The 13178-nt window shown below is 69.5% G+C and carries 17 protein-coding genes; 7 read left to right on the plus strand and 10 right to left on the minus strand.

Going from position 1 to position 13178, the window contains the following annotated elements:
- From H0U68_RS03375 to H0U68_RS03385, 3 genes are all read right to left on the minus strand, one after another.
- Window positions 1–726: branched-chain amino acid ABC transporter permease (locus H0U68_RS03375; RefSeq protein WP_296352753.1), on the minus strand; the 726-nt coding region annotated here is incomplete at its 3' end.
- Between the two features lie 22 nt (window positions 727–748).
- On the minus strand, window positions 749–1960 hold the full coding sequence (locus tag H0U68_RS03380; RefSeq protein WP_296352754.1) for an ABC transporter substrate-binding protein: 1212 nt from the start codon (window positions 1958–1960) through the stop codon (window positions 749–751).
- A gap of 105 nt (window positions 1961–2065) precedes the next feature.
- Entirely contained in the window at window positions 2066–2974 is a 909-nt protein-coding gene (locus H0U68_RS03385) for a LysR substrate-binding domain-containing protein (protein WP_296352755.1), read from the minus strand.
- A gap of 91 nt (window positions 2975–3065) precedes the next feature.
- Here H0U68_RS03385 and H0U68_RS03390 point away from each other — a divergent pair, with 91 nt between their 5' ends.
- From H0U68_RS03390 to H0U68_RS03420, 7 genes are all read left to right on the plus strand, one after another.
- Window positions 3066–4304, plus strand: coding sequence for an MFS transporter (locus H0U68_RS03390; RefSeq protein ID WP_296352756.1), 1239 nt, complete (start codon window positions 3066–3068; stop codon window positions 4302–4304).
- The gene (locus H0U68_RS03395; protein WP_296352757.1) at window positions 4301–4438 is read left to right on the plus strand and encodes a hypothetical protein; all 138 of its coding nucleotides are present in this window, start codon (window positions 4301–4303) and stop codon (window positions 4436–4438) included. Before H0U68_RS03390 ends, H0U68_RS03395 begins: the two co-directional genes overlap by 4 nt.
- A 37-nt stretch (window positions 4439–4475) precedes the next feature.
- Complete coding sequence (locus tag H0U68_RS03400) at window positions 4476–5066, plus strand: hypothetical protein (RefSeq protein WP_296352758.1); 591 nt, start codon at window positions 4476–4478, stop codon at window positions 5064–5066.
- 87 nt (window positions 5067–5153) lie between these two features.
- On the plus strand, window positions 5154–5615 hold the full coding sequence (locus H0U68_RS03405; protein ID WP_296352759.1) for a 3-hydroxyacyl-ACP dehydratase FabZ family protein: 462 nt from the start codon (window positions 5154–5156) through the stop codon (window positions 5613–5615).
- A 37-nt stretch (window positions 5616–5652) separates the two neighbouring features.
- Window positions 5653–5982, plus strand: coding sequence for an acyl carrier protein (locus H0U68_RS03410; protein ID WP_296352760.1), 330 nt, complete (start codon window positions 5653–5655; stop codon window positions 5980–5982).
- Window positions 5983–5992: 10 nt separating this feature from the next.
- A complete protein-coding gene (locus tag H0U68_RS03415; RefSeq protein WP_296352761.1) occupies window positions 5993–6697 on the plus strand; it encodes a hypothetical protein in 705 nt (234 codons plus the stop codon).
- 19 nt (window positions 6698–6716) lie between these two features.
- Window positions 6717–7493: a ferredoxin--NADP reductase gene (locus tag H0U68_RS03420; RefSeq protein WP_296352762.1), complete on the plus strand. Its 777-nt coding sequence runs from the start codon at window positions 6717–6719 to the stop codon at window positions 7491–7493.
- Here H0U68_RS03420 and H0U68_RS03425 read toward each other — a convergent pair.
- From H0U68_RS03425 to H0U68_RS03455, 7 genes are all read right to left on the minus strand, one after another.
- Complete coding sequence (locus H0U68_RS03425; RefSeq protein WP_296352763.1) at window positions 7460–7945, minus strand: YbgC/FadM family acyl-CoA thioesterase; 486 nt, start codon at window positions 7943–7945, stop codon at window positions 7460–7462. The two genes, H0U68_RS03420 and H0U68_RS03425, sit on opposite strands and share 34 nt — an antisense overlap.
- A gap of 24 nt (window positions 7946–7969) precedes the next feature.
- The gene (locus H0U68_RS03430; RefSeq protein WP_296352764.1) at window positions 7970–8695 is read right to left on the minus strand and encodes an SDR family oxidoreductase; all 726 of its coding nucleotides are present in this window, start codon (window positions 8693–8695) and stop codon (window positions 7970–7972) included.
- On the minus strand, window positions 8692–9879 hold the full coding sequence (locus tag H0U68_RS03435) for an acyl-CoA dehydrogenase family protein (RefSeq protein WP_296352765.1): 1188 nt from the start codon (window positions 9877–9879) through the stop codon (window positions 8692–8694). Before H0U68_RS03435 ends, H0U68_RS03430 begins: the two co-directional genes overlap by 4 nt.
- The gene (locus tag H0U68_RS03440; RefSeq protein ID WP_296352766.1) at window positions 9876–10796 is read right to left on the minus strand and encodes a diiron oxygenase; all 921 of its coding nucleotides are present in this window, start codon (window positions 10794–10796) and stop codon (window positions 9876–9878) included. Before H0U68_RS03440 ends, H0U68_RS03435 begins: the two co-directional genes overlap by 4 nt.
- Before the next feature lie 8 nt (window positions 10797–10804).
- Window positions 10805–11581, minus strand: coding sequence for an aldolase (locus H0U68_RS03445; protein ID WP_296352767.1), 777 nt, complete (start codon window positions 11579–11581; stop codon window positions 10805–10807).
- Window positions 11578–12333, minus strand: coding sequence for an iron-containing redox enzyme family protein (locus H0U68_RS03450; RefSeq protein WP_296352768.1), 756 nt, complete (start codon window positions 12331–12333; stop codon window positions 11578–11580). The genes H0U68_RS03445 and H0U68_RS03450 overlap by 4 nt, the downstream gene beginning before the upstream one ends.
- A gap of 11 nt (window positions 12334–12344) precedes the next feature.
- A partial coding sequence (locus H0U68_RS03455) for an alpha/beta hydrolase (RefSeq protein ID WP_296352769.1) occupies window positions 12345–13178 on the minus strand: 834 nt, incomplete at its 5' end.

The raw sequence follows: 13178 nt of genomic DNA on the forward strand, positions 1-13178 counted from the left end.
GCCCACCACCGCGCCGGCCAGCGAGCCCAGGCCGCCCAGCATCGCGGCCGCCAGGCCCTTGAGCGTGGCCCACATGGCGAACATCGGCGTGATCTGGCCGTGGATGAGGACGATCAGGTAGCCGGCGGCGGAGCCGGTGGCCGCGACCAGCAGGAACACCTGCGTCGACACGCGCGGGACGTTGACGCCCATGCAGGCCGCCGTCTCGGGGTCGTGCACGATGGCGCGCACGGCCAGGCCGAAGCGCGCGCGGTGGATCAGCAGCCAGAGGCCGCCGGCCAGGCCCGCCGCGCCGGCCAGTGCCACCAGCTGCGGCGGGCGCAGCGCGGCGGCCGAACTGGTCCAGCCGTCCAGCGGCGAGGGGAAGGCATAGGAATGCAGCGGCAGCAGCAGCATGGCGCCTTCCTGCAGCTGCATCCAGATGGCGAAGCTGGCCGCCACCGCCGCGCCCGCCGCCTTACGCATGTGCGGGCGAAAGCACATGCGCTCGACATAGGCAGCGCTGCACACCGTGCCGGCCAGGCAGGCCAGCGCCACGGCGATGCCACCCAGCGCGAAGCGCTGGTGCAGCCACAGGGCCAGGTACAGCCCCACCATCACCGAAGCGCCGTAGGCCAGGTCGACGCGGCGCAGCACGCCGAAGGCCAGCGTGAATCCCACGGCCAGCAGGCCGTAGGAAGCGCCGAGCGCCACGCCGTCGAGCGTGACTTCCAGCAGCGGGCCCATGACGCCGCGGATTCCGCGCGCCTCAGTCCGCCGGACGGTTCACCACGCGCCAGTTGCCGGCGTTCGCTTCCACGAACACGTAGGGCTTCACGGCTTCGCGGTCCTTGGTGCGCTGCAGGGGGCCTAGCAGGCCTTCGGTCTGCTGCATCGCGGCCAGGCCGTCGCGGATCTTGATGCGGTCGGCCTTGACGGTGTCGGGGCGCGCCTGCACGCCGCTGGTTTCGATCACCTTCTTCAACGCCAGCATGTTCTCCCAGGCCGCCATGCTGTGCAGGTCGGAGTAGCCGCCGTACGCCTTGGTGGCCGCCGCCGCCGCCTGCGCCGCCGGCGTCACCGGCGCGAAGCTGGTGGGGATCAGCACGCCCTCGGCTTCCTTGCCGCAGGTGTCCAGGGTCTCGGGGGTGGCGATGCTGGTCAGCCCGACCAGCAGCTTGGGCTTGACGCCCTGGCGGCTCATCTCCTTGAGCACGCCGCAGGCGGTGTAGGGATGCGCGGAGATCACCACCACGTCGGCGTTGACTTCCTTCATCTGCCGCACCTGGCCGGCGAAGTTGCTGTCGTCCACCAGCCACTTGGCCTCGCCCTTCATGTCGTAGCCGGCGGCCGCGGCGCGCTCCTTCATCACCGAATACCAGGTCTGGCGCGAATGCACGAAGTCCTCCTCCACGCCGCCGTAGACCGTCTTCACCGCGGGATGGTTGGTCCTCACCCAGGCGAACAGCTTGGTGTACATGCCGATCTCGTCCGGGATGTTGCGAAACGCCCATTCGCTGGGCTTGGTCAGCCCGATCTTCATGGCCACGTCGGTGAAGATCGGCAGCTGCAGCCCCGCGTCGTTGGGGTCGCCGGCCTTCTTCTGCAGGGCGCCGAAAATCGACTCCAGCACCGAGGAGCAGGTGGTGCCGATCGCCGCCAGCGCATCGGACGACGCGATGCGGCGCGTGACCGCCAGGCCTTCCTCGACGTTGCAGCGGTCGTCGTAGTAGTCCACGGCGATGCGCGCGCGGGTGCCGTCGGCCAGCTTCACGCCACCGGCCTTGTTGATCTGTTCTGCCGAGGCGCGCATGGCGGCCTCGCTGTTGATGCCGAACTGGCGCAGCACGCCGGTCTTCGATCCGTAGCCGGTGATCTTGACCACCCGTTCTTCGGCGGCGTGGGCACCTCCCGCGACGGCGGTGATGGCGAATGCGGCCGCTGCCCAAAGCAGGCCGCGCGGTTGTTTCGTGCTTTTCATGTGAGAGCTTCCTAATGGGGACTGGAGGCCGCACCACGCGTTGGGCGGGCGGATCGGTGGACGGCTATCGTCGCGGCGGGGTGCCCGCCGGCACAACTACCAAACTTAGTAGGTCTGCGCGGCCTGGCGCCGCACCCATTGCGCCAGCAGCTGCACGTCGTCGCGCGCGGCCTGTGCGCCGGCGACCAGCCAGTAGCCGTATTGGGTGGTTTGCGGCAAAACGTCCATCGGCACGCGCGCGAGGCGCTTGCCGTCCACCAGTGGGTGGATGAGCTCGAGTCGCCCGAGCGCGACGCCATGGCCGGCCAGCGCGGCGAAGACGACCTGGTCGTACTGGTTGAAGCGGATGGTCGCGCTCGGCTGCACGCCGGGCCAGCCCGCCGTCTGCAGCCAGTCGGCCCAGTGCAGCCACGGCCGGTGGCGGTCGTCGTACTCCAGCAGCACCTGCGACTGCAGCTGGGCCGCTGTCCGCAGCCCGCCGTTGGCGACCGACGGATGCGCCACCGGCGCGATGGTCTCGTTGAACAGCAAGGTGGCGCCGGCCGGCGCGAGCGACTGCGGGCAGTAGCGGATCGCCAGGTCGATGCCTTCGCGGTCGAGGTCGAGGATGCGGTTGCTGGCCGCTACGCGCACGTCGACCTGCGGATGCTCGCGCTGGAAATCACCGAGCAGCGGCAGCAGCCACAGCGCCGCGACGCCGATGCTGGCCGACACCGTCACCGGACGGCGCACCTGGCCCGCGCTGAGTGCCGAGGCCAGGTCCGACAGCTGCTGCAGGCTGCCTTCGCAGGCGCGGAACGCCACCTCGCCTTGCGGGGTGAAGGCGATGGCGCGGTGGTTGCGCACGAACAGCTGCACGCCCAGGTGTTCTTCCAGCGCCTTGATCTGCCGGCTGACGGCCGACTGCGTGACGCACAGGTCATCGGCTGCGAGCTTGATGCTCATGCGCCTGCCGACCGCGACGAAGCCCCGGAACAGGTCCAGTGGGGGAAGCCGGAGCAGGCTGTTTGACATGACGCCAGTGCAAGTGATGCGCGCAAAACAATCGTTTGAGACCGCTGCAGCCGGAGAGTCTAATGGCTCGCAAACCGGAACGGAGCGCGACGTGGACCTGCAAAGCAACGCCTGGAAATACCGCTGGCTGCTGGTGACCGCCGGCGGCCTGGTGATGGGGGCGGCGCTGGGTGTGCGCCACGTGCAGGGCCTGTTCCTGCAGCCCGTCACCATCGGCCACGACTGGTCGCGCGAGGCGTTCGGCTTCGCGCTGGCGATACAGAACCTGGTGTGGGGGCTGGCCCAGCCTTTCACCGGCATCATCGCCGACCGCTTCGGCTCCGCGAGGATCGTCCTGTTCGGCGCCGTGGCCTATGCGCTCGGCCTGCTGGCCATGGCCTACGCCGGCACGCCGGGCCAGTTCACGCTGGGCGGCGGCGTGCTCATCGGCATCGCCTTGTCGGGCACCGGGTTCGGCGCGATCTACGGCGCGCTGAGCCGCATCTTCCCGCCGGAACACCGCAGCTGGGCGCTCGGCGTCACGGGCGCGATCGCCGGCTTCGGCCAGTTCTGCATGGTGCCGTTCGCGCAGGGCATGATCAACGGCATCGGCTGGATGTCCGCGCTGCTGGTGCTGGCCGCGCTCATGGTGCTGATGGCGCCGCTGGCCGTGTTCCTGCGCGACGGGCACAGCTCGCATGCGTCCGAGCAGCAGGACCAGTCGGTCGGCTCGGCCATCCGCGAAGCGTTCAGGCACCGCGGCTTTTGGCTGCTGAACGCCGGCTTCCTCGCATGCGGGTTCCAGCTGGCCTTCATCGGCGCGCACCTGCCGGCCTACCTGGTGGACAAGGGCATGGATGCGAAGCAGGCCGGCGCCTCGCTGGCCATCATCGCGCTGGCCAACGTGATCGGCACTTATGTCTGCGGCTACGTGGGCGGCTTCATGCGGCGCAAATACGTGCTGTCCGTCATCTACCTGGTCCGTGCGCTGGCCATGGTGCTGTTCTGGGTGCTGCCGCTGAGCCCTTGGTCGATGTATGCATTCTGTTTTGTCTTCGGGCTGATCTGGCTGGGCACCGTGCCGCTGACCAGCGGCCTGGTCTCGCAGATCTTCGGGGTGAAGTACATCTCCACGCTGTTCGGCTTCGTCTTCTTCGGCCACCAGCTGGGCGGCTTCTTCGGCGTGTGGCTGGGTGGCCGCGTGTTCGATGCCACCAAATCCTACGACCTGCTGTGGATCGGTGCCATCGCGCTGGGCGTCATCTCGGCGGCGCTGCACTGGCCGATCAACGACCGCAAGGTCGAACGCCCCGCATCGCCGGTGCTCGGCCCGCTCGGCACGGCCGCATGAACAAACTCTGGATCTGGACCGGACGCTGTGCCGCGGCGCTGGCGGGCGCGGCCCTGACCCTCTTCATCTTCCAGAGCTACCTGGAGCCGCCGGTGCTGGTGCCGCTGTTGTCGGGCCTCTACTTCTGCCGCTGATGCGGCAGCAATGCCAAGCCCAAGCTGGGGGGATGCCATGGCCAACGTGTTCCGTCTCGATGCCATCACCGTGCGCCATGCCGAGTTCCCGCGCGACGAGGAACTGGTGCAGGACCTGCTGCTGGAATACGACCACTGGGTGTCCCGGCACGGCGTGACGCCGATGAACCTGGGGCAGGAGCTGACCTCGCTGCCCGGTTGCTATGCGCGCCCCGAAGGCACCATGCTGCTGGCCTACCACGGCACGCGGCCGCTGGGCTGCGCCGCGGTGCAAGTGCTGGGCGAGCTGTGCTGCGACATCCGGCGCCTGCACGTGCGCGGCGGCATCGACATGCGCGTGGTCTTGCACGCGCTGCTGCAGGAGGTTCGCGCCTTCGCGCAGTCGCGGCAGCTCGGGCACCTCACCTTCCGCAGCTTTCCCGCCTTCGATCCGAAGCACGCGCTACTGCGGGAGCTGGGCTTTCGCGACGACCACGCGCTGGCGCATTTCCGCTGCGACGACCTGGCATGCCCCGCCGGCGTGGCACCCGCGCCGCTTCGCCTGCGCCTGGGCGAGCGCGAAGCCGTGGGGTCCAGGACCGCGCTGAACAACTGGCTGCGGCGCGCGCTCACGCCGGGCGCGGGCTGAACCGCGGGGCCGCGACCACCCCCGCATCCGTCACGACTACCAATCTTGGTAGTTTTCTCTTTGGGCTGCTGCGGGTGAAATGGACGCATGCTCGCGACCGCCGCCACCACCGCCATCGAAGACCCCGCCGCGTGGCTGTCGCACCGGCCTCCGTTCCTGTTCGTGGACCGAGCCGACGCCGGTGAAGACCGCCTGTCGCTGCGCGCGCAGCGGCGCTTCCCGGCCGACGAAGCGTTCTTCAGCGGCCACTTCCCCGGCGAGCCGGTGGTGCCGGGCGTGATCCTGATCGAGCTGCTGGCACAGGCGGCCAACCTGCTTCTCAGCTGGCGCGCCGGCCACACCGTGCGCGGCTACCTGGTGGGCGTGGAGGGCGCGAAGTTCAATCAGACGGTGCACCCGGGCCAGCTGGTGAACGTGGACATCCGCTTCGCCGAACCGCCTCGGCCGGTGCCCGCCGGCGCGGCACGATTCAGCACGTTCCACGGCGTGGCCCACGTGGACCAGCGCCGCTGCATGCGCGCCGCCGTCAACATTTACCACATCGGATGACGCATCCGTCAGCACCAAAACCGCAAGGACGACAGACATGACCACGACCAAGACCAAGACCAAGACCTGGACTCGCGATGAAGTGAGCCAATTCGTCAAGCAGGACCTGCTGCTGGACCGCTTGCAGCTTGGCAGCTCCGGCGTGCGCCTGCAGGACATCAAGGACGACACCCAGCTGCTGGACGAAGGCCTTGCGCTCGACTCGGTCGATGCGCTCGACCTGTTCGTCTCGGTGGAAAAAACCTTCGGCATCAAGGCGCCGGACACCGACCGCGAATTCCTCGAGAAGACCTGCAAGGACGTGCAGTCGCTGGTCGCGTTCATCGTGGACAACATGCGCGCCTCGGGCGAACTGCGTGCCGCCTGAGACGGACAGCGTGGGCGCCTGCGTCCTGCTGGTGGATGCCGATTCGGTGCTGGGGCGCGCTTTGCACGACAGCCTGGTTGCCGCCGGCTTCTCCGTGCTGGCGCATGCGCGCTGCGCATCACAGGCGGCTTCTCACGCGGACGCGAACGGCCTCGGCGGCGAGGCGCTGCCGCGCGTGCTCGATGCCGAGGACCCCCGCACGCGCGGCGTCGACCATGTCGTCTTCTGCCCGCGCGACGAAGACCTGCATGCCGACCGGCGCGATGAAGACCTGGACGCCATGGCCGACCGCCTGGACGCAAGCCTGACCGGGTTCCTGGCGGAACTCCAGGCGGCAGCGCGGCAGCTGGCCCGGCGCGATGGCGGGCAGCTATGGGTGCTGACGATGGAAGACAGCATGCGCTACTACCTGGACCTGCCGTGCACCGCCATCGACAGCCGCGCCAGGCAGGCCGCGGCGAAGAGCTTCGCCAAGGAGATGCTGCGCTTTGGCGTGCGCATCAACTGCGCCAGCGTGCAATGCGTGCGCGAGCAGGTGGAGCCCGCGCGCTGGATGTCCGCCGCGGCGGGGCTGAAGGCCTATGCCATGAAGTTCAAGCCCAATGCCGCCAGCGCGGTGGCGGCGACGCTGGTGCACTTCCTGCAGCAACCCGACCTGCCGATCGCCGGCACGGTGGTGCCGCTGGGCATCGGCGTGGCCGAAGGCAATGTCTGAACCGACCAAGGAGGAGCCGATGTCCGCCTATTCCGAGCAGAAGATCCTGCACGTCCACCACTGGAACGACAGCCTGTTCAGCCTGCGCGTCGCGCGGCCGCCCAGCCTGCGCTTCGAGAGCGGCCATTTCGTCATGATCGGCCTGGTGGTGGAAGGCAAGCCGCTGATGCGCGCCTACAGCATCGCCAGCGCGGTGTACGACGACCACCTCGAGTTCCTCAGCATCAAGGTGCCGGACGGCCCGCTCACCTCGCGGCTGCAGCACGTGCGCGTGGGCGAAACCCTGCTGGTCGGGCGCAAGCCGGTCGGCACGCTGGTGATCGACGACCTCAAGCCCGGGCGCCACCTGTACCTGTTCGGCAGCGGCACGGGCCTGGCGCCGTACATGAGCATCATCCAGGACCCGGCGGTCTACGAGCGCTTCGAGAAGGTGGTGCTGGTGCACAGCGTGCGCCGCGTCAACGAGCTGGCCTATGCCGACTTCATCCGCAACGAACTGCCGGCCAGCGAACTGATCGGCGAGGAAGTGCGCCGCCAGCTCGTGTATTACCCGACGGTGACGCGCGAGGCCTTTGCCACGCGGGGGCGCATCACCGAGCTGATCTCCAGCGGAAAGATGTTCGAGGACCTCGGCGTGCCGCGGTTCAATGCGCAAGACGACCGGGCCATGCTGTGCGGCAGCCCGTCGATGCTGGAGGAGTTGAGCCGCATGCTCGACGGCCACGGCCTGCGCGTGTCGCCGCAGCAAGGCCACGCGGGCGACTACGTGATCGAGCGGGCCTTCGTCGAGAAGTAGGGCGCGGTGGCGTCGGGTGCGCCGTCCAGGAAAGGCGACAGCGCCTGCAGCAGCGCATCCGGATGGCGCGCCAGCTGCCGCGTGGCCAGGTCGGCGGCGACCATCTCGATGGTGATGGTGACCAGCAGCGTGTCGCCGCGCCGCACGTCGGTGATCCACACGGAGCGCGAGGGCTGGCACAGCGCGATGCGCGAGCGCATGCGCAGCTCGTCCTCCAGCAGGGCCGGCGCGCGGTAGTCGGCGCCCAGCTTGCGCACGATCAGCGCGATGTTGTGCTCGCGCGCGAGCTTTGCGAAGCTGAAGTCGGCCTGGTACATGAGCCGGTTGCGCGCCTGCTCCACCAGTTCGATGTAGCGCGCGTGGTAGACGATGCCGCCTGCGTCGGTGTCGGCATAGCAGACCCGGTGCGTGACGGTGGTGTCGGGAATGGGGGAGGGCGGGTTGGTGGTCATGGTGCGCAAAGGTTCATCGATGCATCAGCGGTTGAAGCCGCCGTCCACGCGCAGCGTGGTCGCCTGCACGTAGCCCGGCTCCAGCAGCTGGAACACCGTCTCGGCCACTTCCTCAACACGGCCGGCGCGGCGCAGCGCGGTGCCGTCCAGGATGTGCTGGGTCATCGCGGGCTTGAGCTGGCGCGTCATGTCGGTTTCGATGAAGCCGGGGGCGACGGCGTTGACGCGCAGGCCGGTGTGGCCGTAGCGCGCCGCCAGCCACTGGGTCAGGCCGATCAGGCCGCCCTTGCTGGCGGCGTAGGCCACCTGGCCTTCCTTGCCGGCCACGCCGCCCAGCGAACTCATGATGACGATGGCCGGCGCCTCGGCCTTGGCCAGGTGCGGCATCGCCGCGTGCGTGAGCCGCATGGTGCCCAGCAGGTTGGTGCGCAGCACGCGCGCGTAGCGTTCCTGCGGCATGGTCAGGAACACGGCGTCGTCGGTGATGCCGGCGTTGTTGACCAGCGCGTCCAGCCGGCCGAAGCGCGCGGCCACCTGGCCGGGCAGGGCCGCGGCCTCGGCCGCATCGGCGATGTCGGCGCGGAACAGCGCATGCGGGACTTCGCGGCGCGACATCTCCGCGGCCAGGTCGCGCGCCGCCGATTCGTCGCCGCGGTAGTGCAGCGCGAGCTGGTGGCCGGCCTGGGCCAGCCGGCGGGCCACTGCCAGGCCGATGCCGCGGGTGGCGCCGGTGACCAGCACTGTCCTCATGCGCGCGGGGCCGGGCGGCGCGGGCGCGACACCGAGCCGGCGATGATGATCTTCTGGATCTCCGAGGTGCCTTCGTAAATGCGCAGCGCGCGTACCTGCCGGTACAGCTGCTCGGGCAACGAGCCGGCCACCAGGCCCGCCGAGCCGAACAGCTGCACGGTGTCGTCGACCACTTTGCCGGCGCCGTCGGTCGCAAAGAGCTTGGCCATGCTGGCATGCGCCGCCACGTCCCGCACGCCGGTGTCGAACTCCCAGGCGCTGCGCGCCACCAGCAGCGACGCCGCGTCCAGATACAGCGCCATGTTGGCCAGCTTGTCCATGGCCATCTGCGACTGGATCAGCTTGGCGCCGGCGATGTCGCGGTTGCGCGCCCAGTCGACCGAGGCCTCGAGCGCGCGCCGGCAAAAGCCCACCGACGCCGAACCGACGGTGACCCGGTAGAAGTTCAGGATCTCCATCGCGTACTTGAAGCCCATGCCCGACTGGCCGACCAGCGCGTCGCTCTCCAGCTTGCAATTGTCGAAGCGCAGCGAGGAGAAGGCCCGCGGCGCCAGCAGCTCGATGTGCTGCGCCGCGCCCAGCCCGCTGGCGTTCGCCGGCGTAAGGAGGTAGCTCAGGCCCAGGCCGCCGGGGCCTTCGCCGGTGCGCGCCAGCACGTTGTGGAAGTCGGCGATGTCGCCGTTGGAGACCCAGGTTTTCTCGCCGTGCAATTCGTAGCCGCCGGGCACCTTGTCCGCGCGAAGCGCGGCGGCGGCCAGGTTGGAGCCGGCGGCGGGCTCGGACAACGCCAGCGTGCCGATCAGCGCGCCTGAGCGCATCGGCGGCAGGTAGCGCGCGCGCTGCTCCTCGCTGCCGAACCAGGCGACCGGCGAAGCCGCCAGGCCCTGGATCGAGAACGCGAAATCGGCCAGGTCGTCCAGCTGCGCCAGCGCCTCGCGGATCAGGCAGACGGCGCGCATGTCCGGGCGGTCGCGCCCGGGCTCGGCATCGATGGCGTATGCCAGCCAGCCGTCGCGGCCCAGCACGCGGGTGTACAGGCGCCCGCGCTCGGCCGCGCTTTCGTGCGCCAGCGAGGCGGGCAGCTCGCGGTTCGCGGCCACCCAGTCTGTCAGCTGCGCGGCCAGGCGGCGATGCCGGTCCTCGAACAGCGGCAGGGCCAGCAGGGAGGTGTCAAAGAGGCTCATGTCAATGCGTCTTCCAGGCCGATTTCGGCGAACAGGCTGCTCAGCACGGTGTAGTCGCGGCTCAGGCGCTTGGCGCGCGTGGCGGTGTCCAGGCGCGCGAGCAGGGCCTCGCGCCCGGGAATGTCCAGGAACGCCAGGATCGACGCCCAGGAGCCGTGGTCGGGTGTGGTGAAGTCATCCAGCGCGGCGCGGATGTGGCGGCGGAACTGCTCCTGGCCTTGCGCGTCCAGCGCCTTGAAGCAGGACGCCACGATCTGGCGGAACGCCATGCTGTGCGCCGACTCGTCGCGCCGGTGCATGTCGGTGTTGATGCGGTTGAGCGGCTGGATGCTCATGTCCGAAGCCACCAGGTTGAGGTAGGCATTGATCGACATTTCCGCCACCGAGGCGAAGGCCAGCCGCAGGATCGCGGCCTCGCGTTCATCGGAGATCGCCGCCAGCTTGCGCTTGAGCTGCGTGCCCACCAGCGGTTCGGGCATTTCGTAGCCGAACAGCCCGTGCCGCTCGCGCGCGCTGTTGCACACGTCCAGGCACATCAGGATGTGGAACTGCTCGTCGACCTGCACCTGCGCCAGCACCTGCTTGACGCGCGGGTCGGCCACGCCCGGCAGCCGGTTCTTCAGCAGCAGGCTGCACAGCGGCTGCACGATCTCGTCTTCGAGATAGATCGCCTTCTCGTTGTAGGCCACCCAGGCCGCGGCCAGGAAGCGCAGCTTGAGCGGCTGGTCCAGAGCGGCGAACTCGGGATCGTCCCAGAACGGCACCATCGTGGCGGGAAAGTCGGGGATGGCCGGGTCGTAGTACTGCGTGAGGTCCAGCCGCTCCTGGCGGACGGCCACGCGGGTGTCCCAGCTGGCACCCATGCGCTCGATCACATTGCGTTCGAGGTCGGCATCGTGCAGGGTCGTGCTGTACATGGCGGCTCCTATTGCGGATCGGGGTGCCGCAGCGCGTGCCGCACCAGGTAGGCGAAGTTGGCCCGCGTGCGGTGCGGCTGCAGCGTCCAGTCGTGCGCTTCGCGGGCCAGTTCGGGGTCGAGCTCGGCGATCGTCCCGGCGGCCTGCGCCAGCAGGTGCAGCCGCGCGGCGCGCTCGCACTGCACGGCCACCACGCACGCTTCCTCCACGTTGGCGCACGCGGCCACGATCCCGTGGTGCGCCAGCAGCGCCGCCCGCTTGCCGCCCAGCGCCGCCGAGATGATTTCGCCCTCGCTGTTGCCCACCGGCACCCCGGGCCACTGCGGCAGGAAAGCGACGTCGTCGTAGAGCATGCACATGTCCATCTGCGCCACCTTCAGCGGCTGCCCGGTCATGGACAGCGCGCAGGCGTGCGGCGGATGCGTGTGCACGATGCTGTTCACCTGCGGCCGCGCGCGGTAGATCCAGACGTGGAATCGGGTGGCGGGGTTGGCCATGCCGGTGCCCTGCAGCACGTTGAGGTCCTCGTCCACCAGCAGCATGTTCTCGCTGGTGATCTCGTCGAAGCCCAGGCCCATGGCCTGGGTGTAGAACTGGCCCGGCTTCTCCGCGCGCGCCGTGACCTGGCCCGCCAGGCCGCTGGCGTGCCCCTCGGCGAACAGCACCCGGCAGGCCCAGGCGACCTGCTGGCGCGTGCCGGCCTCCAGCGCGGCCAGGTGGTGCTTCATCTGCGCCTGCGCGCGCTCCACCAGCGCTGGCTTGTCCCAGCTGAGCGTCTCGCTCATGACGCGCCTGCCGCCTGCAGGCTCCGACGCGGCGCGGCGCCGGGGATGAGGCCCTCGGTCCCGCGCGCCGGCGGATGGTTCCGCGCGTGGTCCTCGATCGAGGAGAAGAAGTCCATGCGCGCGTCCACCAGCGCGTTGCCCGCGCCCAGCATGAACGGCAGGTTGTCCGCGTCGCGGCTGGCCAGCTCCACCATGATGTCGCGCAGCGTCTGCGCATGGCCGTCGTCGCATTCGACGTGGATGCGGAAGAACTCCAGCGTGCGCGCCGACACGCCGCAGGCCTCGAAGGCCAGGATCACGTCGGCATACACGGCCGGCACCAGCGCCTCGGCGCCCAGGCACAGCGCGCCCAGCCCGCGCGCGGAATTGGCGTGGCGGCAATGGTCGAACATGGTGTCGATCAGCCGGCGTGTTCCCACCAGCGGGCGCGCGCCGTCGAGCGTGAGGTCGAACGCCTTGAGCATGTCGCGGTACAGCGTGCTGTGCGGCGTTTCGCTGTCCGGCGTGAGGCCCAGCTCCTCGCACAGGTTCTCGGCCAGCTTGAGCACCTGGTCGTTGTTCGGCAGGTTGCCCATCAGCGCGCACAGGTAGCGTGTGAAGTAGCTGCTGTAGATGCCCTGCTGCACCAGGAACAGTTTCAGCTCCTCCAGCGTGACCTCGCCGGCGCGGCAGCGCTGCAGGAAGCCGTGGTCGCGCACGCGCGCCACCAGCGTTGCCTTGGTGTTTTCAAGAATGGGCAGATAAAGTTCCATCTGGGACTTTCTTAATGTGACGGGGCAGGTTGTGGGTGGGCCTGGCGCAGGAACGCGCCGATGCGTTCAAGCACGGAGTCGTTGTCGTAGATGGCGAAGTGGCCGGCGCCCGGCACCTCGGCGAATTCGGCATGCGGGATGTGCCTGGCCACGAGCATCGAGGTCTCGCGGTGGATCACGTCGTCGCTGCCGGCATGCACGATCAGCGCGGGCAGGTCGATGCGCGCCAGCAGCGCCGGCCAGTCGGGCTGCAGGCAGGCCGACTGCAGCTGCGCGTAGCGGTAGGTGGATTCGACCGTGAGGAACGGGCGGTTGTTGTAGTGGTGCAGCTCGTGCGCCAGCGAGCCGTCGTCCTCGCGCATCTGCTGGCGGATCAGGCCGCGCACCAGCGCCGCATGGCGGTGGCCGGTCTTCACCATCTGCGCCCACATCGGCAGCATGGTGCGCTGGTAGTCGGTCTGCGCGCCGCCCGGCACGTGGATCGACGGGCTGATAGCGCACCAGGCCTGTGCTGAGAGCTGGCCCCGGGCCAGGCCCATCGCCGCGATCGGGCTGCCGGAGCAGTACGACACGATGGCCTGCGGCTTCACGTCCAGCGCGGCCAGCACCTGCGCCGCGTCGCCGACGTGGCGCTCGACCGAGTAGTCGGCATCGTCGCGCGCGGCCGCGAAATCCGGCAGCCCGCGCGACTCCCAGGTGACCACGTGGTGGCGCGGCGCCAGCTCCGCCGCCAGCCCGGCCAGGAACACGCCGCTGATGCCCAGCGCGTTGATCAGCAGCACGGTAGGGCGGTGCCGCTCGCCGGCGGTCAGCGCGCGCAGCGTCACGCCGTCGCGGCCCTGCAC

Origin of the sequence: Ramlibacter sp. (genome assembly GCF_013697775.1) — a bacterium.
Taxonomy (GTDB): domain Bacteria; phylum Pseudomonadota; class Gammaproteobacteria; order Burkholderiales; family Burkholderiaceae_C; genus Ramlibacter.